The following is an 18,511-nucleotide window of genomic DNA, read 5'->3' as shown; positions in this document are numbered from 1 at the left end:
ATGAGCAATACAGGGAGAACAAAGAAGCTAGCATCTTTCAACTGTGACCAAAAGATGTGGGAGCAGTTTATCGCCCGTTGCAACTCGAAAGGCACGACAGCAACAGCGACGCTCACCCGTTTTATTGAGCTATACCTAGATGGTTCTTTAGATGACCTTGATGCAATTGCTGGTAATGAAAATAAACGTTTGGACTCTTTAGAACAAAAAACTGAAGAGATAACAGCCCAAATGAAACAATTTGCTGAGGCGATTATTAAAATTCAAAATTATCTCAACAACCAACCGAAACGGCAGAAGAAATCGTACAACAACAATTCATATTATCAAGGGCAAACTCCTCGAATCCAACCGCTAACGGAAGAAGGTTTAGCTTCAAGACTTGGTGTAAGTGTAGAAACTATACGCGAGCAGCGAATTAATCTGCCACCACCGCTTTTTGTGGGATGGTGCAAAGGCAAGGATAGAGCAGGGTTAGGATGGGAATTTAATCAGGATACGGGGTTATATCATCCGGCAAGTTAGAATTTTTATTAATTTTAAGAATTTCTGAATTTACACTGATTCGCTCTGTTAATGCGATCGCGGGTAAGAAAAAGAATAGGGCTTTAGTTCCTCCTGGAGATAATGCCGACCTGCACTAACACTACGGTGCTGGCTCGTGTACACAAACAAAACTTCCCTCCAGATAAGGGATTAGAACCAACAGAGCGTTCTGATTATTTTGTAACTGAAAGCTAAAATTTTAATAATGTAGAGGTATATCTGACGAAGCAATGCAGGGAAATGGCAGAACTATACAAGGCTGGAATCATTGAGGTAACAGAAGCAGAAGCCGAAGATGAGGATGAGGATGAAGATTTATTTGAAGTCGCGGTGCATTTTGACGGCGATATTTTTCTTCCCAGCGTTGTTTTTGAAGGCAAAGACCACGCCTTGCGGCAAGCTAAAAAACTTTATGATTGGCTAGAAGCTAATCATAAAGAAATTAAGGGTGAGCGACTACGTTGGCAATCATACACAGTTAATCGCGAATCTTTAAGAGAATACCCAGCTTGCTATTTACCTTACTACTACTCAAGATATGAGCAAAGTTTAGAAATTTCAATTTTTGAGCGAGACCAAGAAGCCATTGCTTATGGTTGGTTGAGTGCTGAACCTTTACCGTACTATGTGGATAAAGAAAATAGTTTGGTAGTTATTGGAGACATTTCAGATGATGCTGTGCTTGCTGGTTGGCATAAAGCTATTGATATACGCATTCACATTTACTCTTTTATCTACCAGTCAAATAGCAGTCACAAGCTTTAATAATCAGTTGACAATTAGGAGCTTTAGGTGCAGCGAAAAATCGAGTTAAAAAGGGGTGTTGATAATACACCTGTTGAAGCCTATCTGGTAGATTTAGGACAAAAACATGTTGATGATTATGTCAATGATTGGGTCGAAAAGTTAAGGTTATTTACTCAAGAAGATAAATACTGGGACTGGATATTTAAATTAAGATATATTGCCAATCAAGCAAATCTTGAAGGTTATGCAGTTGAGTGCGAAAACACAACTCAAGGATTAATGATAATAGAAACACAAATGCACGGTTCCCGGTTGAATATTGGTAAGAGACTAGTTTATGTTGATGGTATTGCAACTGCCCCCACTAACCGAATTGAAATTCAGCGTCCGCCTCAATTCAAAGGTGTTGGTCAAGCACTTTTAAATTTTGCCAGAATTAGAAGTGTTGAGCTTGGGTATGAAGGTAGAGTTGGGTTGCATTCTTTACCAAGGTCTGTAGGATTTTATGAAAAACAAAATATGTTTAACTGCGGGCCTGAAGAAGAATACGATAATTTGGTTTACTTTGAGTATGGTGTATTGAGACGGAGAGCAGGTGAAAATTTATGAATCATCAACAGCAAAATAATAATTCTCAGGTGAATGAGCCAGTAACAACCCAAGAAGCTATAGATTTACTTTTTGGTGAAGGATGGCTCGATGAAGCTGTTCGTATCGAAGATGAAGCCAATTGCACTATTGGTGCTGGTCTGGATTGGGGTAATGCACTACCACCTTTAATGCTTAACCTTCCTTTATTTGGCCGCCTATCAACGCTGCGTGTATCACTTAACCGTGAAATCAAGCTAATAATTGAAACATGGGATTTAGGTGTAGGTACAAAAGCGGCAACAGAGACTGCAAGGAGACGCATTAAAGAGCGGTTACTATCTCCTGCGCCTGAGCTATTACCTCACTTAGAAGCCACCCTGCTGCAAGATGATTTATACAGTGAAGAGTTTATATCTAACCGCGAAGCTCTCAAATCGCTACTTGCAGTACTTCTTACTGATTCTGATAGAGCAGAAATTGCAGAGACGGCTGCTAATTCAATACGCGCACAAGTTATGTCGCAGGTGAATTTTTCCGAAAAACTTTCTGCTTAAATACTCAATATAAAAACAACAATATTGCATCAAATTCATCAAAGGAGCAACCGCAAGAGTAGTAGATCCTCTGCGTCAATCATTAGCTTGCTCCGTTAAAAATACATACCGATATCAAAGACTTATATTTTATTTTTTGGCGTAACCTGCGTTATTCAATTACAATAATCAGTGCATATCTATCCTTTTTTAAAAGTTAAGATTTCCCTAACTACGCAAATAAATTTATAAATCAAACTGAATATAAAAAAATTAAGTATATTATGATAAACATTAACGATATAATCAAAATTATTTTTGTGTAACCCAAAAGGACTGATTAATGACTAGCAAAACCCGCAGTCGCTATTCTTCAAACTGGGATACTATCGCACTTGAGGTCAAATCAAAATCCGACTGGAAATGCACGCGCTGTGGTATACAATGCTTACGCCCAACTGATAAAAGAGATGGGTTAAATCGTAGAGAACGCAGTATTAAAACTTTAGTGGTTCACCACTGGAATTATCTGCCCGAAGATAATCGAGTCGAGAATCTCGCGGCTTTATGCACAGCTTGTCATCTGCTGTTCCATACGCGACGACGGGGAAATATATCACCAGGACAACTATCTTTGTGGTAGAAAAGCCAGTGGTTAAAGACAAATCAGTAGTAGATAGTTATGAGAAAGGTAAAAAATAAATATTATCTTTCTAAGTCAAGATCGCAACATTTGCTGACGCAATAACTTCATTGAACAATTGAAGTTGTATAGACATGAAAACTACTACTAATTCTAATCTAAAAGCTAACAAAAAATTAGTAACCTCTGCCCAGCAAATTCAACAAATAAGCACCTTACTAAGCGAGGCGGATTACTATGACTACGAAGCAGAATTAGCACAAGAAAAGTCAGATTACTATCACTTGCGGTACGGGTACTAGATTCAATATCCCTTCAAGCATCAACTCTTCCTAGTCAACAAGCAGTAGCAGGTAAATAGGTAACTGCTACTAGCTTTTCATATCAAAAGTAAATTATGACTCCAGCAATTGAACGCGAAATCAATCAACTCACGCTCAAAGAGTTAAGCTTAGATGCTGCTAAACTCTGGTCACAGATAGAAGAAGCAAGCGAGTTAGGCGAAGAAGGTAAAGTAGAACAACTCGTACAAGAACTTATGAGTGTTCAAGATGGTATCGAAACCAAAATTGATGCGATCGCCTGGGTAGTTGACCAGTTAAATCTTGACCTTGAAACCTGGGAAGAAAGAAAAGTGCGAGTAGCCGAACTCCACGACCAGGTAATCTCACGTCGTAAAACTCAACTTGAACAAATCAAGCGTACCCTGATCCATCTACACGAGATTGGATTAATCAGTGACAAAAATATTGGTAAGGAAAGGGTAATTGAAATCAGGGATAACCCGCCCAAAGTCGCTAACTTACTAGTAGAGGTAGACGATCAAGATTTTCCTGATGAATTTAGAGTTATTAAGTACCAAGCTAATAATAAGGCAATTATTGAAGCCTATAAATCTGGTAAAGATATTAGCAATGTTGCTGAGATAACTATTGGGAAACAGGTACGGTTTAAGGTGCAATCAGCTACTAAGACGCGCAACAAGAAAAACCACAACTAATGGCATACGCCTTAACTATGTAAATCAAACATAGGTATATCCCATCATTTTACAAATATATCATCAAATGGTTAAGAGTCAAATCTTGATCATTTTTATTTTTTTAAAAACTATACCTCAATTTTAAATTTATTAAAAAAATCATCAAAACTTTGCTTAGATTTAAAATCAGTGAAGATACAATCGGTAAAACAGTAAATATTAATTTTAGCAACAGCAACTATACCGGGCTAAGTACAAACATCGTTACGATAGGTTGGTATATTTAACCTTCTGTGATGAGGTTCAGTAGGTAATTGCAATTGATTATGTATTTATAATTTCCAACTAAAAAGATGATAATTCAAACTAGCATTAGGTTGGATGTTAAGGTATGCAACCACTATAAATAAAAATTAAATATTAGCTATCGGGAGCCACCTTCAAATGTCATATCATCAAAATAGAAGTATAGTTATCCGTAACGCTATTATCAACAGTTTGTTTATTATTTGGTGTTTAATTTGGCGTACTGGTTTGGGGCTAACCTTTTTCATCATCTATGCTTCCCTGGGCTACATATATAACTGGCCATTCTATCTTCCCATTTCGATTATTTTGGGATTTGTCCCTTGGGGCTGGAAAGTGCAAGAAGAAAGAAGGATTAGAGAAGAAGAACAAAAAGTGAGGAATTTGAAAAATCAAATTGGGGATAGTGTTATCTATGCCAAAGCCGAATCAAATATCGAGATAAATTACAGGGGAGTTATCTTCCTTAAATCAGTACTTGGTCTATTCGTTAGCGGATTTTGGGGAATAATACTAGGCTGGAAAGCTATTTTGGGAATGATACTACAGTTAGTTGATAATATTAGAACAGTTGTTAAATATATGTAGAGTGGCATCTTTATCGAAGCAAACCAAGCCCAAAATATTTCATCACTGTTACACCATTAATTTATTATCGAGCCTTTTCTTCAGAGTAAATTTACACAAGCTCACGCTTTGATATCAATAGAAAGCTGGTATACCGCTTCATCAAATAACCAGTTACTAGTTATATCAACAGGAGTTAAAACAATGGAATTAGCACAGAATATGCTAACAGGGCTTCTCTACATTCTTATTTACGGATTTTCTATTTTCTTCATTTTTCAATTCTTGCTAGAGATATCTATCACTTTTGAAAAGCACTGCAACTGCACTACATCTATAAAACCCACTGTAAGTAAAATCGAAAACTTAACTGATAAATCCAAACTTCGGATATTTAACAAAAAGCAAGGCTCTACAAACAAACATATCACTGTTCAACAGTTAAGAAAAAGATGCTCACAAGCTGGAATAAAATGGAGTTACGCTATCCAAGTATCTAAAACAGGCAAGAAACGACATCTCAATCGAGAAGAAATGTTAATAGCCTTAAGCCAGATTAAGCAGTCGGTTGATGGTATAATTACGTCAGCAAGTTTAACGTAATAATGTTGGTATTTGAGGCAAAACTGGAAGGTACAAAACAGCAGTATCAATCGCTGGATGAGGCAATTAAAACTGCTCGTTTTGTTCGTAACGCTTGCCTAAAATACTGGATGGACAACCGAGAAATTGGCAGATACGATTTGATGTCAAAAACGCATCCAGTTATATTCAGGTATGGCATTGGGAGTTGATAACGCAGCAGTAGAGATCGTCTTAGGACTAAAGGAGAAATACTCCATTGAAATAAACCTCACTGCTACCGTACACTGCATTAACCAAGATGCCAAATGGAATAATCTCGATCGGCAAAATTATCATTGGCTGTTATCCCAATGCCAGAAACTGCGCTACTTGTTCATTAATCTCCCTTTTGACAATTTGGCGATACTCCACAAAGTGCTCGATTTGAGCGCAAACTGACAGATAGCTACTTAAGCCACCTGGATTGTAGCGACACATATTCCAAAGATTGCGCCAGAATTGCCAACGGGTTTTGCGAAAGACACCTTGTCGCCAGCATATGGTCAATAAGGCACGAATCGTTACCCAATTAATCGGTTTTTTTGCACCTTTACCTTTGTTGGGATAAGTCGCCTCGCCCAGAATTCGGTAGTGGCGATAGGCACGATCAAGGAACTTTGCTGGATCGTATAATTGCCAAAATGCCTCTACATATTCATGAGCAATCTCCTCTAAGGGACGGGTCGGTACGTAATTCATCAACGTGGTTTGGTTGATGTTAGCTGACTTAGTGCGGAGTCGTCCTTCCTTTTCTAAGCGATGCCACAAAGCTGTATCAGGCAATGCTTGCAACATACTAAACAGCGCTGTGGGAATAGATGTTTGTTCTACAAATTGTACAATTCTCGACCCTGCGCCCGCCTTTTCACCATCGAAACCAATAATGAATCCTGCCATTACTCGCAAGCCTGATCTGGCGATCGCATTCACTGCCTCACTCAGAGAATCCCTTGTGTTTTGATGTTTTTGGGTTAGAGTTAAACTAGCTTCATCTGGTGTTTCAATCCCCAAAAAGACAGCACCAAAATTGCATTGCACCATCAAATCCATTAATTCTTGGTCGTTTGCCAAATCGACTGAGGCTTCTGTGGCAAAGGAAAAAGGATACTGATGTTTTACCATCCAAGGTTTTAGTTCTTTAAGGAACAGTTTGACATTGCGTTTATTGCCAATGAAATTGTCATCCACCATGAAAATGCTGCGTCGCCAACCCAACTCGTAGAGACGATCTAGTTCCTTAAGTAATTGCTCTGGTGTTTTTGTACGCGGCTTGCGACCGTAAAGCACAATAATGTCGCAAAACTCGCACTGGAAGGGGCATCCGCGCGAAAACTGTACTGACATTTCTGCATAGGCATCAAATTCCAACAGATCAAACCGGGGAATAGGTGTATGGGTAACATCTGGTCTTTCGCCATTTGCACGAAAGGTTCCCGATCGCTCGCCTCGTGCGATCGCACAGGTAAAAAGGGGCAAAGTAATCTCTCCTTCATCCAAAATCAAATAGTCTGCCCCTACCTCCATCACTTCCTGAGGTAATGCAGTTGCGTAAGGCCCACCTACTGCTACCCGTTTTCCTCTACGTTTCGCCTCCTGGATTTGCTTTAATAAATCTTCCTTTTGCACGATCATGGCGGACAGAATCACCAAATCTGCCCAATCCCATTCTGCTTGGGTAACTTCGCGTACATTGCGATCCACTAGCTTAAATTCCCATTCTTGCGGCAAAATAGCGGCAACCGTCACTAACCCAAGCGGCGGCAACATCGCTTTGCGATTGAGCAATGCCAGGGTCTTCTCAAACGACCAAAAGCTTTTTGGAAAAAGGGGATACAGGAGCAAAATATTCATAAAAAACCTCTAATAAACTGTATCCCTCGCTGAGACTGAATGGTATATTCAACATCCCACTCGCTGGAGAGTAAGATACACGCTGATTAACTTAGATTACTAGAATTTAGTGTATTTAGCTCGGTTAATAAGCGAGTTAAATACTGGTATCAACTGTATTGTAATTATCAGCTCTCACAAAGCGTCTATGTCTAAGAATTGCCCCTAAATTTGCTAATAAACAGATGCTTGCCAAACCCAACAAAATGTATGTAGGAGCCATAACTACTCCCATCATAAACCAAGCAAGTACATGCAGTATCATGAGTAGAGCAAAGATACTGGCAATTCCAGCAGCTTGCCAGACCTGAACAGCCGGACGATGCAATAGTGTAAAAATTATTGTCAATGAGGTAGCAAGCAGGTTGGCTGGAATTAGAAAGGCACAAATGCCAATACAGTAAGTGCTGGAGAATTCAGTTAATGTGTTAAAGTCGAGCATTAGTTTCCTGGCTAAATTCCCAGATTTTAATATGGATGTTTGGCTTGAAAATCTTGTAGAGGCAGGAAGCTAGAGTAGCTAGCTATGCACTTAGATATGTCCCAAACGGGCATTTCTTGATAACAATGGCTACAACGCCAGTAAATACCATCATTACTTATATGACGGAGTAACCCGTATGAACAGCAAGGGCAACTATGGTGGCTCCACACCGAGTTCCAGGTATATGTAGTTGTATTTCCTTGGCTGTTATCAGTTATATTATGAGTCAGTAATTGTCTCGATTCATTTGATAATACTTGCATTTTTTGTCTCCTTTATCATTGATAGCTGATTATAGATATTGTGTTTTCAAGAAGCAATATAAGCCTTTATAACTATCATTACAAATAAAAAAATATAATTTAAAAAGCTATTACCCGAATTATTTTTTAATCAATTTAGGGCTGCTATATTGAGACAGTATCTATAACTTAGTACCTAGGACTTGGCACAAGCACGACATCTATAATTTCGCCCAATATTAAACCAAATCCAGCTATGATTGTTAAAATTACTAGTGCATTTAGTTTGTTTAAACCAGTAAGACGCATTTCTAATTCTGCTAAAACAGTAGTTGCTAGCGGTGTGATAATGAGAATTCCTAAAATAGGGCTATTTACTGCTAAAGCAAATAGGAATATACTCATAATTAAAGAGACAATAAAAATTACAAACGAACTTGGAATAAAAAAACTCAACGAACGCGCAAATAGAGAGCTATTTTTACTACCGCCAAAGAAAGCCACAGTTGCTATAAAACTTACTACAAGCAAAATAATATGATAAGTAGATAGATACCAACCAAAGAAAGCGTAAGCAAGACAAAGTAGCAATAAAGATAAGCTAGTAATTTTCTTTAAAAAATCTATATTCATCACATTTTTTTGTTAACATAACTCAGAAAAAACGCTCAGAATTACGTTGTATTATGTTCCTAAATTTGCCTTCGATAGTTTGTCAAAACTTTAATTAGTGGTTCATCGCATAAGTTGTCAGTCGTTAGTGGTGGTCAGATCCCAGGCTTCTGCAGAAGTCCGGGATATTGTAGCCCATCAAGATTAATGCGATAGACTACTAGCTATTGTTAAACCTAGCTGACAGCAAATGCAGTCATCAGTGTCAGAGCAACAAACAGGATAGCTACTGCCCCTTGGAAGATGTAGCGCTGTTGCTGTTCTGGTGAAGGATACTCTGCCAAGGACATACCAGGCTGGATTGCGTAGTTATTGATCATTCCCTCATCATCTAATGTGTAGCCAGTTGCGAGAGGCATATTCAGCAATTGACTGCCGTCTCTGTGCCTACGCGCTTGAACTTCAGCGGGGATCAGTTCACTGCCATCACTACGAAGATGTGCGATGGCGTTCCGCCCAGCGTAGCTGATCGCTTTGTTCGGTTTCTTTCCTGCTTTTAAATCTCCTTCTTTATTGAAATGCATTTCCAATGGTTCGCAGATGTACACTTCAGCTTCCATAAAGAAGCTGTCAGCAGTCATACAATCATCAAGGTTGAGGGTCTTCCCTTCTTTATCGGTGTAGCGCATGGGCGTGACCTCGTGTTTAAGTTATATGTAATTATTATAACAAATTATTTACAAAATTAAAATACTTGTGATATTATTTTTATCTTTTTAATTAAAAACATCTTTACCTTTGTAAAAGTTCCAAAAACTGTGTTGCAACTAAATATGGGGTCTTGTCTATCAATCTTTAATTCATGTTGCACCCAAGCTTCAGCGAATAGTATTGCTAATAATTGAGCTTGATAAAAACAAAGAAAACCCCGTGTTTCAGGGGTTCAAAGGGTTATGCTGCTGCAAATGGGTTGCTCGCTACCTAAATAGCCCCTTCCTAATAGAATATTTACCAACTCTACTCCTCTAGACCCACCCAGATACTGCCTACCCCAAACCTGTTCTACTGGCTAAAGCCCATGTTAAGTAGTTCCTGGGGAGTTGCCAGCACGTCAATTGCCACAAAGAAAATTTTGCCTTGCGGATTGAGCAAGAACCGCCATGCTAGATTTATCCCAACACTGTCACCAAACCAGGGAGTTTGCACTTTACCTGTCACTTTAATCTGGGTAAATTCTCCTTCTGTTGGTTCAGCTACCTCCTGCTCTGGTATGAGTTTGAGTCCGTAGCATTCTTCGCGCATATAGACGAGGATGTTCTCCTGACCTACAATCGGTTCTTGAAAAGGGGGTTGCAGGGCACCATCTTCAGCAAATAAAGCTACAGCCCCTTGGAAGTCAAAGGCGTTCATATTCTCCACATAGTTTAGGACTGTCAAGTTGTTGATACCCTCAATGCTGACCTTAGCTCTGAGTGCGATATCTTTAGGTGGAACCACAGGTTCTTTGACTTTTTGGGTGCTAACTGTTGGGGCATACCCCATATTGATGACAATATTTTGTAATACGGTGAGTTGCTGACCCCCTTCAAGTTGACGGATAGCTTGGAGGACATCTGATGCCTGTGCAGACAGTTCATAACTTTCTGGAATGGGAGCAACGATTCCTTGTTTCATCCACTCGCCTAACTGATACCAGAAGCCCAACTTAACATTCGTACCGAAAGATGAATATGTACGACAAATGGGAATATCACTATGATTAACCAGATCGCACATAACTTGCGTTTGCTCTCTAGCAGGCATCTGCTTGATTTGAGTCAGGGTTTTTTCTGCGAAGACCATATTGGCTGCTCCCATAGCAGCAGGAGTGATTGTAACTCCCATCTCTGTATAGGCAAACCAAAGTAAAGCCAACTGATCCTCAGCACTAAGTTGGTTGCATGATTCAATCGTAGCTGGAATTGCATTAGCAATTTGAGTTTCAGGAAAAATAGAGCGTGCAGATTCGATAGTAAACGACATTTTTCAAAATCTCCAGAACGAAATTACATTAATTGATAGTGTTTCAAAAATGATGATGCTAACTTGAAACTGACGGTTCTAACTGCTGTTCCAGACTTAAATCACCATGTCTAGGAACATGACCTAAAATCCGTTGCGCGATCGCATATGAGGACTGTTGGCAAATAGCTAAACAGACAAGCACAGCAACGAATTCATCAATATCTAGGGGTTTGGCAAACCATAGGTCAAATCCAGCAGACAAAGACCGTTCACATATCTTTTCATGGACGTAGCCTGTCACAGCAATCCCTAACACCACTTGCCCTCGCTGTTTCGCTTTGCTTTTCACTTTTTGAATCAGGGCATAGCTATCTTCCTTTGGCAAGCTAATGTCACTCACGACTATATAAGGTTGCCATTGCTCAAATATCTCCAGAGCTTGTGGGGTTGAGATTCTATCCTTGGATGGCTTTTAGGCTTGTTTCTGCCTCACAAATGTTTAATTCCCGTTATCTTCAAGCATTTTTAGTTCGTCTAGCTAAGTTGGCAACCATAAATACCAATTGGGTTAGCTCGACGGGTTTAGAAATGTGCATTTGAAAACCTGCTTTCCTAGATTCTTCGATATCAATACTACTGGCATACCCTGTCATTGCTGCTGCGGGAATTTGTCCCCCAGCCTCAGCACTAAGAGAGCGCACTCGCCGGATCAAGGTATAGCCATCTTGGTTCGACATCCCAATGTCAGACAATAGCACATCATACAACCCTGGTTGGCTTGTGAGTATTGAGAATGCTTCATCAGCGGATGCGATAGCAGTTACTTCAGCCCCGTGATTTTGTAGCATCATCTTCGTTAACTCACGTATATCGGCATCGTCATCTACAACAAGTACGTGTAAACCTTCCAGGGAAGGAATATTATCAACGGATATTTCCGCGTTGCCGGCAATATCTATCACCCCTGGATCACAAGAGCTAAAATCCTCCTCAAGATTGGCGTTCAATGGTAGCCTAACAATAATAGTTGTCCCTAAGTTTACACCTGGACTTTCTGCCTGAACCGTGCCGCCATGAAGTTCGACTAGATAACGGACAAGGGACAACCCTATGCCCAGCCCTTGATTAGCACGAGTTTTGCTACTGTCAGCCTGGCGAAACCGATCAAAGACATAAGGGAGAAAGTCATTAGGTATACCAATACCTGTGTCACTAACTCGAATCTGGGCTTGGGAATTAACTTCCTCTAGTGAGATCATCACACTTCCCCCAGAAGGAGTAAATTTGATGGCATTAGAAAGCAAATTCCAAATTACCTGCTGCAATCGCGACCCATCCCCCAGTACCTTTCCAATCACGGGTTGCAAGTGGCATTCAATTTGAATATTTTTTGCTTCTGCCGATAATCTGACTATCTCAAGGGCTGCCTCAATTACAGAGCGGAGATCAATTGGACAAATATTCAGACGGAGTTTGCCAGTGGTAATGCGCGAGATATCTAGAAGATCCTCAATCATTTGGACTTGCGCTTTAGCACTTCGCTGGATCATGTCAATTGCAAGATTCATTTGAGCGGTATCAAACTTTTGTTTCTGGAGTAAATCAGACCATCCCAGAATACTGTGGAGGGGGTTGCGAAGTTCGTGGGATAGAATAGATAAAAACTCATCCTTAGTTCGGTTAGATGCCTCTGCTTCCAGGCGGGCTGACTGCTCTTGAGCCAATAGCTGGGCGCGTTCTATCTCAAACAACTTCTGCTGTGTAATGTCATGAAGTGCCAGCAGAATCATCTGCTGATTGCCTGGCTGTAAAATTTTATAACCATTGAGCAATATAGTCTTTTGACCAATTTTTTTAAAGTCACAGCCAAGCTCAAAACCTTCAACTTGAGTGTTATGAGTGAGAATTTCTTCCAGGATAGATCGCAGTTGGGGAATATTCCACTGACCGTTTCCTAGCTCAAAAATCAGTTGCTGTTCTGTCTGGGCGGGCATTACCTGAAAAATTTGGTAAAAAGCCCGATTGCTTTTAATGACTCGTAAGTCAGCATTGAGGACTACTAAAGGCTCTGGCACAGTTTCCACCACAGCTTCAGCGTAATCAAGGGCTGCTTGCAACTGGTTGGTACTGCGTTTGAGGGCATCAATATCCATCAACACCATCACCACGCCATCAATGTGATTTTCCGTAGTTCTGTAAGGTCGAATTCGCAGATTATACCAACGCCCTTCTTGGTCTTGCGCCTCCAGTTCTTTGACAGTTAAGGTGTCAATCACCTCTATGAACAATGACTCTAAATCAGGAACGTCAATAGTGGAGCGGATATCGCTCAGTGGTCGTCCCACATCTGTGGGAATCAGATTCAGTAAACGCTGTGCTGTTGGCGTAAAACGCCGAATCCGTAAATCGTTGGTCAGTATGAGAATGGGAATATTCACACTACTGAGTAAATTCAACAGGTCATTATTGACATTGTGTAATTCGAGATTGCGACTTTGCAGTTCTTGATTAGTTGTATGTAATTCTTCGTTGGTTGCTTGTACCTCTTCTTTGGCTGTTTGCAACTCTTCATTAGTGCTTTGTAGTTCCTCATTGCTGGAGAGGATTTCTTCATTTGCCACTTTCAGGTGTTGAGTGGTGGCTTCATGCTCTTGACTAATCAATTGCAAATATTCTTGAGTAGCAGCAAGCTCTTGCTTGGTGGCTGCCAGTTCTTGTTGGAGTCGGAGTATTTCCTCGCTACCTACTTGTTCTACATTTCCAGGTGTGATGGTCACTTGTGGATTTGTTGGAGCAGGTACATCTTCAAATAAAACAAGAAAGCAGCGAGTTTCCACTGAATCAGGCTGAAACGGAATCACCTCAACGCTGACTTTCCTAGACGGCTCGCTCCCTTCCATCTGTATCTGCTCTTTTCTCACAGAAACATTCTGCCTTTTTACCTGATGAATCGCAGTACGTAACTCTTCTAGCAGTCCTTTTCGTGCCATTTTGAACAAATTAAAACTGGGATCTCCAGGGGCGGGTCTCAGATAGGGACTGGTTTCTCCACGAAATTGCAGAATGTCCATATTGTCGTTAATCATCACGCCAACTGGGACATAACGATTCAAAAGAATCTGGTCAGCCTGTTTATTTAAGTCAGTAATATCCCAAACCTTATGACTCATGGACTTATCAGCAGCTATTTTCGCTACGGGATAGTTGCTGGTTGCAAAGTTAAAGTTAAGTGGAGTGGGTATTAATTTTTTGGTATAAATATTGTTTTTTCTGTCTAATAAAGTAAATAAGTTGGAAAATTCTCCTGCACTTTCGGCGATACCTAACATCAAAAACCCAGTGGGCTTGAGACTGTAATGGAAAATGGGCATCACCTGCTTTTGCAAAACAGATTCAAAGTAAATCAGGACGTTACGACAACTAATGAGATCCAGATTAGAAAATGGCGGTTCGCTGATGAGGTTTTGTTTAGCAAAAACACAAAGTTCCCGAATCGGCTTGCTGATTTGATAGCCGCTCTCTACTTGATTAAAGAAGCGTCTTAGCCGTTCTAGTGAGACATCAACTATTTGGCTTGGTTTGTAGATACCTAAGCGGGCTTTTTCAATTGCTGTCTCATTAATGTCTGTCGCAAAAATTTGAATAACAGGTTTGGGAAGCACATTCTCCAAAAATTCCATTAAGGAAATAGCAATTGAATAAACCTCCTCCCCAGTTGCACAGCCTGGTATCCAGATCCGAATCGGCTCATCAACTGACTGACCCTTAGATATTACCGGAAATACTCGCTCTTTCAAAGCTTGATAAGCGTCTGGATCACGGAAAAAACTGGTGACACTGATTAAGATTTCATAGTACAGTGCTTGCACTTCATCTGGATGATTTTGCAGATACTGCACGTAATCTTCTAAACTTTCCAGGTTATACAGCACCATCCGCCGAGCAATTCGTCGCTTTAAAGTCGTTTGCTTATAATGCGTAAAGTCAACACCAGTGGCGGTGAACAGCATTGCAAAGATTGCCGGCAAAGCAGTCTCACTTTTAGACAGTGGCTCAACTGTCTGTGAAGAAATCGAACAGGTAACGTTGGGATGGCGAGCAATCTTTGCTAGTTCTTCAGCAATTTTGTGCGGTGGTAGAATAAAGTCCACATCACCAGTAGCGATCGCAGTATTCGGCATATCACTGAATTGTGCCGATTCTTCACACTGAGCAAAGGTAATGCCACCGGCGGCCTTAATTGCTTCTGATCCTTGTGCGCCGTCTCCATCGCTTCCAGATAGGACAACACTGATGGCTTTGCTTCCTATTTCTGCCGCCAACGAAGCAAAAAAAGCATCAGCAGGCATATATTTCCCATGAATTTTCTCACGGGGCATGAGTTGCAACACCCCTTGAGACAGCGTCATCTTCGTGTTCGGCGGAATGACATATACCTGGTTCGGTTCGACAAACATCCCATTTTGCACTTCACGGACAGGCATTTGTGTCGTCTTCGCCAGAATCTCCGTCAGCAGGCTCTTCTGATTTGGATCTAAGTGCTGAATCAGTACAAATGCCATTCCAGTATCGATTGGTAAGTGATTCAGTAGCTGCGTAAATGCTTCTAACCCTCCCGCAGATGCGGCAATTCCGACTATAGGAAATAATTCATTGTTTTTATCTTGCTGCTTCTGTGTCAATGGTTCAACAGCAATAGAATCCGATGGTGATGACTCAGAAGATTGGTGAGAGTTCATTGTATTCGTGAATACAATGCTAGAAAATTTAACTTTCTAGTGTATTCAATAGTTGTATCGCTAGTGTAGCAAAGTTTGTCTCCTAACTTACATCCGCAATGGTTTTAGCTCTATTAACTTTAAGGCTATAACCCATCCACTCAGTGCCTCTTAACCCATGAATTGCTGCAATTTCTTCAGCGTCTGTTTCCATCTCTATAACTGCAAAGCCTCTCTTTTCACCCGTTTTCTGGTTAGTAGAAACTACAAGTCTCTTAATAGAGCCATACTTTAAAAAAACTTGCCTAATATCATTATCTTCCACTTCATGCGATAAATTCCCAATATAAACTGACATAAAATATCTCCTAATTAAATAATAGTAATTCTGTAAATAATGCCACTCTTTCCAAACGCGATGCTGATGAAAATAAAGTTTCTATCTAGAGCATTGAAATAGTGTTGATGGTTGCTTGAGCAAATACTGACACAAGTAGGTCATCGTGAATATTTATCGTCAGGATAAGGCAGAAGGCAGGAGAGAAATGGTATAAACGGCTCGTCGCTAGACATCGCTCTCCTGGTGATTGTTATTGTCTGCCTATTGGAGATTAGTAATTAAGTAGTCGAAGTAAGTGCCAACTTCGCTTGCATCTTCTCCAGACAACATTGAGGTAGTGATGTTCTTCATAGCACGGACACTTTCAGCAACCGCATCAATTGGGGTGCCAAGAGATCTATACATTTGGCGAACACCAACAATCCCGATCTCTTGAATGGGTGTAGTATCTCCAGCCGCTACACTGTAAGTAATCAACCGCAGGTAGTAATCCATATCCCGCAGGCAGGTGGCAGTCATACTTTCGCCGTAGGCATTGCCACCAGGAGCAACAAGGCGTGGAAACCTCTGAAACAGTTCCTTTCCAGCTTGCTTAATAATACGATCGCGGCTTTGAGTTAAAGTTTGCACAAGTTGCAAACGGCGCTGACTGCTCTTAACAAAGATATTAATCTGGTCTAGTTCTCCAGGAGTGAGATAGCGAACCTCTGCATCTGCATTTAGAATCATTTTGGTAATAATACTCATTGTTGTGTGGCAAAAACAGTTACACAATCAGGATAGAAGGCAATGTTTCCAATTTGTGTAACTGTTGCTTAATGCATTACTATTTAAGCCAATCATCTGTTCTGTAATATTTCTGGCGACACAACTTTCTTATTTGCTTCCTCAACTGCGGCATTCAGTGCTTGATCCGGTGTTTCATAACAACCAAACAAGCATGAGTCAAAGTCTGCAATAGGGGATGGGTTACGCTCTAATACGTTATCGATAGCGATCGCGTAAGAATAATTTCTTTGATCTAAAGGGTGGGAATGTACTGCCACATACCACTGTAGAGTAATTCCACCATCAAATTTAGTCCCATCTTTTTCTAGGATTGGTTTATACATTGTTGCCTAAACTCCTGATAGCTTTAGTCGCTCAACACTAAGGTACTTTAGTTATACTAATTCACGAAATTATTGATACAAATCACTTCCTCTGCTTCCTCTGCTAGCCGATATGTATCATTTTTAAAGTGAAATGGTATTAGATGCCGAAATTAACACCTCTGTGTGGCAGGATAGTTAAGGTGTTAAAATCTAGCATTAGTTGACTACGATTGATTTAGATTCAAGTTGCGATCGCCCATTACCGTGATGCACCAAAGCTGCCATTCCATGTTCTGATGCACGTAACTCCTTGTCCGAGATTTCTGGCTCCTTGGTATAAACTGAACTTAACAAGATATTCAAAACTCCACTTTCTTCAGCTTGACGGACGGCGCGATGGGTAATCAGTTCGCCCACATTGAGAATTACGTTGTCTTCTGGGTCAAGAATGACACGGGTAACTGGACGACCCAATGCTTGTTCAATCCGTTGCTTCTTCATTGCGCGTGTACTGCGTCCTTGTAGATTTTCAGACTGCTTTTTCAAGGTTCGCCAAAAAGTGTTGAGATTCTCTTGAGCAATATTTGCCCCCTCGCGCAGTTGAACTTTGGTTTCTAACCATGTGTCATTAGCACTAGAACGAACTGCGGTTGCCAGATCTAGACCGACAGCGTTGAGTAATTCTGCTTCTTTACCGTAAGTCTGGGTACGATCAAGGACGGATTCGGTCACAATCTGCCCAGATGCTGCAATAATTAAGCCATCGTTAGCACGCACTGTTTGCAGGACTCTACGCCCTTTTGCCTGCTGGATTGCCACGTGTGCAGCCAGCCCATCAACCGAGTGACGCAGATTAGCGACGCTACTGTGAGTTGCGCTCCCCATTCGATTGCTAGTGGATTGGATTGTTGCTTGCATATTGCGGCTGATGTTTGCAGTTAGACTGCCACCAGTGGCTCGATAGAGTTCATCAAGGATACCCAGGCGATCGGCCGCTTCTGCATCGACTAGGGTGACTTCTTGCCCTTGCAGTAGCAATACATTTCCGTCTGGAGTCAGCACATCCTGCTCAACGTGCTTGCCAATCACATATACCTTTTGCTCCGCAGGGTCAATCAGATTATTTGTCAGCGAAGCAGTCGCATCTCGATTCAAGTCTTGCAGTTTGCTGCTAGTAGCATCAGTTGCGGTCTGCAATTGCTCACTTGCATTCTGCCTTGCTTCCTGTAGACTACGGTTCACGTTCTCTACCGAGCTTTGCAGTTGCTCATTTACTGTTTGAACTGCTGTTTGCAATCTGCGGTTAGCAGTCTCAGCCGAGTCTTGGAATCTATCTTCAGTTGCGTTAACGGCTCCTCGGATACCACCGACTTGTTCTGCCATCATTTGAGCAGTTTCTGGAGGCACAAAAGCAACATCGGCACCAATTTTCAGCGTTTCGGGAGCAGGAATGAATGATCTCCCAGAGTAAGCATCGGCAAACATACCCCCTGAAACTTCGTATCCTTCCACCAGTCCACTATGCTCATCAAAGAACAAATCAACCAGTCCGCCAAGGTTGAGTCCCTCAGTGGTCAGAATTCTCGTG

19 protein-coding genes and 1 pseudogene are annotated in these 18,511 nt (G+C 40.9%); 9 read left to right on the top strand and 11 right to left on the bottom strand.

Annotated features, from left to right (window positions below; genetic code table 11):
* The first annotated feature begins 54 nt into the window (after positions 1 to 54).
* From H6G75_RS24925 to H6G75_RS24885, 9 genes and pseudogenes are all read left to right on the top strand, one after another.
* Positions 55 to 525 carry a hypothetical protein gene (locus H6G75_RS24925; RefSeq protein ID WP_016869159.1) on the top strand — a complete coding sequence of 157 codons (471 nt, stop codon included), beginning with the start codon at positions 55 to 57 and terminating at the stop codon, positions 523 to 525.
* Between the two features lie 261 nt (positions 526 to 786).
* On the top strand, positions 787 to 1,311 hold the full coding sequence (locus H6G75_RS24920; protein WP_190982617.1) for a hypothetical protein: 525 nt from the start codon (positions 787 to 789) through the stop codon (positions 1,309 to 1,311).
* Positions 1,312 to 1,338: 27 nt separating this feature from the next.
* Positions 1,339 to 1,902: a GNAT family N-acetyltransferase gene (locus H6G75_RS24915; RefSeq protein ID WP_190982616.1), complete on the top strand. Its 564-nt coding sequence runs from the start codon at positions 1,339 to 1,341 to the stop codon at positions 1,900 to 1,902.
* Positions 1,899 to 2,438, top strand: coding sequence for a hypothetical protein (locus H6G75_RS24910; protein ID WP_190982615.1), 540 nt, complete (start codon positions 1,899 to 1,901; stop codon positions 2,436 to 2,438). Before H6G75_RS24915 ends, H6G75_RS24910 begins: the two co-directional genes overlap by 4 nt.
* A 322-nt stretch (positions 2,439 to 2,760) precedes the next feature.
* A complete protein-coding gene (locus tag H6G75_RS24905; protein ID WP_071524687.1) occupies positions 2,761 to 3,060 on the top strand; it encodes an HNH endonuclease in 300 nt (99 codons plus the stop codon).
* A gap of 397 nt (positions 3,061 to 3,457) precedes the next feature.
* Positions 3,458 to 4,060 carry a siphovirus Gp157 family protein gene (locus H6G75_RS24900; protein ID WP_190982614.1) on the top strand — a complete coding sequence of 201 codons (603 nt, stop codon included), beginning with the start codon at positions 3,458 to 3,460 and terminating at the stop codon, positions 4,058 to 4,060.
* 426 nt (positions 4,061 to 4,486) lie between these two features.
* Positions 4,487 to 4,936, top strand: a complete 450-nt coding sequence (locus tag H6G75_RS24895; protein ID WP_190982613.1) for a hypothetical protein — start codon at positions 4,487 to 4,489, stop codon at positions 4,934 to 4,936.
* Positions 4,937 to 5,119: 183 nt separating this feature from the next.
* On the top strand, positions 5,120 to 5,518 hold the full coding sequence (locus H6G75_RS24890) for a hypothetical protein (RefSeq protein WP_190982612.1): 399 nt from the start codon (positions 5,120 to 5,122) through the stop codon (positions 5,516 to 5,518).
* Positions 5,519 to 5,520: 2 nt separating this feature from the next.
* Positions 5,521 to 5,661: pseudogene (locus H6G75_RS24885) on the top strand (RNA-guided endonuclease TnpB family protein); the annotation flags it as partial.
* 181 nt (positions 5,662 to 5,842) lie between these two features.
* Here H6G75_RS24885 and H6G75_RS24875 read toward each other — a convergent pair.
* From H6G75_RS24875 to H6G75_RS24825, 11 genes are all read right to left on the bottom strand, one after another.
* A complete protein-coding gene (locus H6G75_RS24875; protein WP_190982610.1) occupies positions 5,843 to 7,390 on the bottom strand; it encodes a B12-binding domain-containing radical SAM protein in 1,548 nt (515 codons plus the stop codon).
* A gap of 136 nt (positions 7,391 to 7,526) precedes the next feature.
* Complete coding sequence (locus H6G75_RS24870) at positions 7,527 to 7,871, bottom strand: hypothetical protein (protein ID WP_190982609.1); 345 nt, start codon at positions 7,869 to 7,871, stop codon at positions 7,527 to 7,529.
* A 473-nt stretch (positions 7,872 to 8,344) separates the two neighbouring features.
* The gene (locus H6G75_RS24865) at positions 8,345 to 8,788 is read right to left on the bottom strand and encodes a hypothetical protein (RefSeq protein ID WP_190982608.1); all 444 of its coding nucleotides are present in this window, start codon (positions 8,786 to 8,788) and stop codon (positions 8,345 to 8,347) included.
* 215 nt (positions 8,789 to 9,003) lie between these two features.
* Positions 9,004 to 9,456 carry a photosystem II assembly protein Psb34 gene (psb34, locus tag H6G75_RS24860; RefSeq protein WP_190982607.1) on the bottom strand — a complete coding sequence of 151 codons (453 nt, stop codon included), beginning with the start codon at positions 9,454 to 9,456 and terminating at the stop codon, positions 9,004 to 9,006.
* A gap of 373 nt (positions 9,457 to 9,829) precedes the next feature.
* On the bottom strand, positions 9,830 to 10,789 hold the full coding sequence (locus tag H6G75_RS24855; protein WP_190982606.1) for an orange carotenoid-binding protein: 960 nt from the start codon (positions 10,787 to 10,789) through the stop codon (positions 9,830 to 9,832).
* Between the two features lie 58 nt (positions 10,790 to 10,847).
* A complete protein-coding gene (locus tag H6G75_RS24850) occupies positions 10,848 to 11,171 on the bottom strand; it encodes a response regulator (RefSeq protein ID WP_242051633.1) in 324 nt (107 codons plus the stop codon).
* A 115-nt stretch (positions 11,172 to 11,286) separates the two neighbouring features.
* A complete protein-coding gene (locus tag H6G75_RS24845) occupies positions 11,287 to 15,510 on the bottom strand; it encodes a chemotaxis protein CheB (RefSeq protein WP_190982605.1) in 4,224 nt (1,407 codons plus the stop codon).
* Between the two features lie 82 nt (positions 15,511 to 15,592).
* Positions 15,593 to 15,847 carry an RNA-binding protein gene (locus H6G75_RS24840; protein ID WP_190982604.1) on the bottom strand — a complete coding sequence of 85 codons (255 nt, stop codon included), beginning with the start codon at positions 15,845 to 15,847 and terminating at the stop codon, positions 15,593 to 15,595.
* Between the two features lie 243 nt (positions 15,848 to 16,090).
* A complete protein-coding gene (locus tag H6G75_RS24835; protein WP_190982603.1) occupies positions 16,091 to 16,576 on the bottom strand; it encodes an allophycocyanin in 486 nt (161 codons plus the stop codon).
* A gap of 92 nt (positions 16,577 to 16,668) precedes the next feature.
* Entirely contained in the window at positions 16,669 to 16,941 is a 273-nt protein-coding gene (locus H6G75_RS24830; RefSeq protein WP_190982602.1) for a hypothetical protein, read from the bottom strand.
* A gap of 198 nt (positions 16,942 to 17,139) precedes the next feature.
* Positions 17,140 to 18,511: PRC-barrel domain-containing protein (locus H6G75_RS24825; RefSeq protein ID WP_190982601.1), on the bottom strand; the 1,372-nt coding region annotated here is incomplete at its 5' end.

Origin of the sequence: Nostoc sp. FACHB-280 (assembly GCF_014697615.1) — a bacterium.
Taxonomy (GTDB): Bacteria; Cyanobacteriota; Cyanobacteriia; order Cyanobacteriales; family Nostocaceae; genus Nostoc_B.
The sequence above is the reverse complement of the archived record's forward strand: the minus strand, read 5'-3'. Positions and strand labels throughout refer to the sequence as shown.

Excerpts from the sequence above, each read along its gene's own strand:
- H6G75_RS24900 (WP_190982614.1), top strand. The coding sequence starts at position 3,458 with ATGACTCCAGCAATTGAACGCGAAATCAATCAACTCACGCTCAAAGAG.
- H6G75_RS24830 (WP_190982602.1), bottom strand. The coding sequence starts at position 16,941 with ATGTATAAACCAATCCTAGAAAAAGATGGGACTAAATTTGATGGTGGA.
- H6G75_RS24925 (WP_016869159.1), top strand. The coding sequence starts at position 55 with ATGTGGGAGCAGTTTATCGCCCGTTGCAACTCGAAAGGCACGACAGCA.
- H6G75_RS24870 (WP_190982609.1), bottom strand. The coding sequence starts at position 7,871 with ATGCTCGACTTTAACACATTAACTGAATTCTCCAGCACTTACTGTATT.
- H6G75_RS24905 (WP_071524687.1), top strand. The coding sequence starts at position 2,761 with ATGACTAGCAAAACCCGCAGTCGCTATTCTTCAAACTGGGATACTATC.
- H6G75_RS24875 (WP_190982610.1), bottom strand. The coding sequence starts at position 7,390 with ATGAATATTTTGCTCCTGTATCCCCTTTTTCCAAAAAGCTTTTGGTCG.
- H6G75_RS24910 (WP_190982615.1), top strand. The coding sequence starts at position 1,899 with ATGAATCATCAACAGCAAAATAATAATTCTCAGGTGAATGAGCCAGTA.
- H6G75_RS24845 (WP_190982605.1), bottom strand. The coding sequence starts at position 15,510 with ATGAACTCTCACCAATCTTCTGAGTCATCACCATCGGATTCTATTGCT.
- H6G75_RS24855 (WP_190982606.1), bottom strand. The coding sequence starts at position 10,789 with ATGTCGTTTACTATCGAATCTGCACGCTCTATTTTTCCTGAAACTCAA.
- H6G75_RS24840 (WP_190982604.1), bottom strand. The coding sequence starts at position 15,847 with ATGTCAGTTTATATTGGGAATTTATCGCATGAAGTGGAAGATAATGAT.
- H6G75_RS24890 (WP_190982612.1), top strand. The coding sequence starts at position 5,120 with ATGGAATTAGCACAGAATATGCTAACAGGGCTTCTCTACATTCTTATT.
- H6G75_RS24865 (WP_190982608.1), bottom strand. The coding sequence starts at position 8,788 with ATGAATATAGATTTTTTAAAGAAAATTACTAGCTTATCTTTATTGCTA.
- H6G75_RS24835 (WP_190982603.1), bottom strand. The coding sequence starts at position 16,576 with ATGAGTATTATTACCAAAATGATTCTAAATGCAGATGCAGAGGTTCGC.
- psb34 (WP_190982607.1), bottom strand. The coding sequence starts at position 9,456 with ATGCGCTACACCGATAAAGAAGGGAAGACCCTCAACCTTGATGATTGT.
- H6G75_RS24895 (WP_190982613.1), top strand. The coding sequence starts at position 4,487 with ATGTCATATCATCAAAATAGAAGTATAGTTATCCGTAACGCTATTATC.
- H6G75_RS24920 (WP_190982617.1), top strand. The coding sequence starts at position 787 with ATGGCAGAACTATACAAGGCTGGAATCATTGAGGTAACAGAAGCAGAA.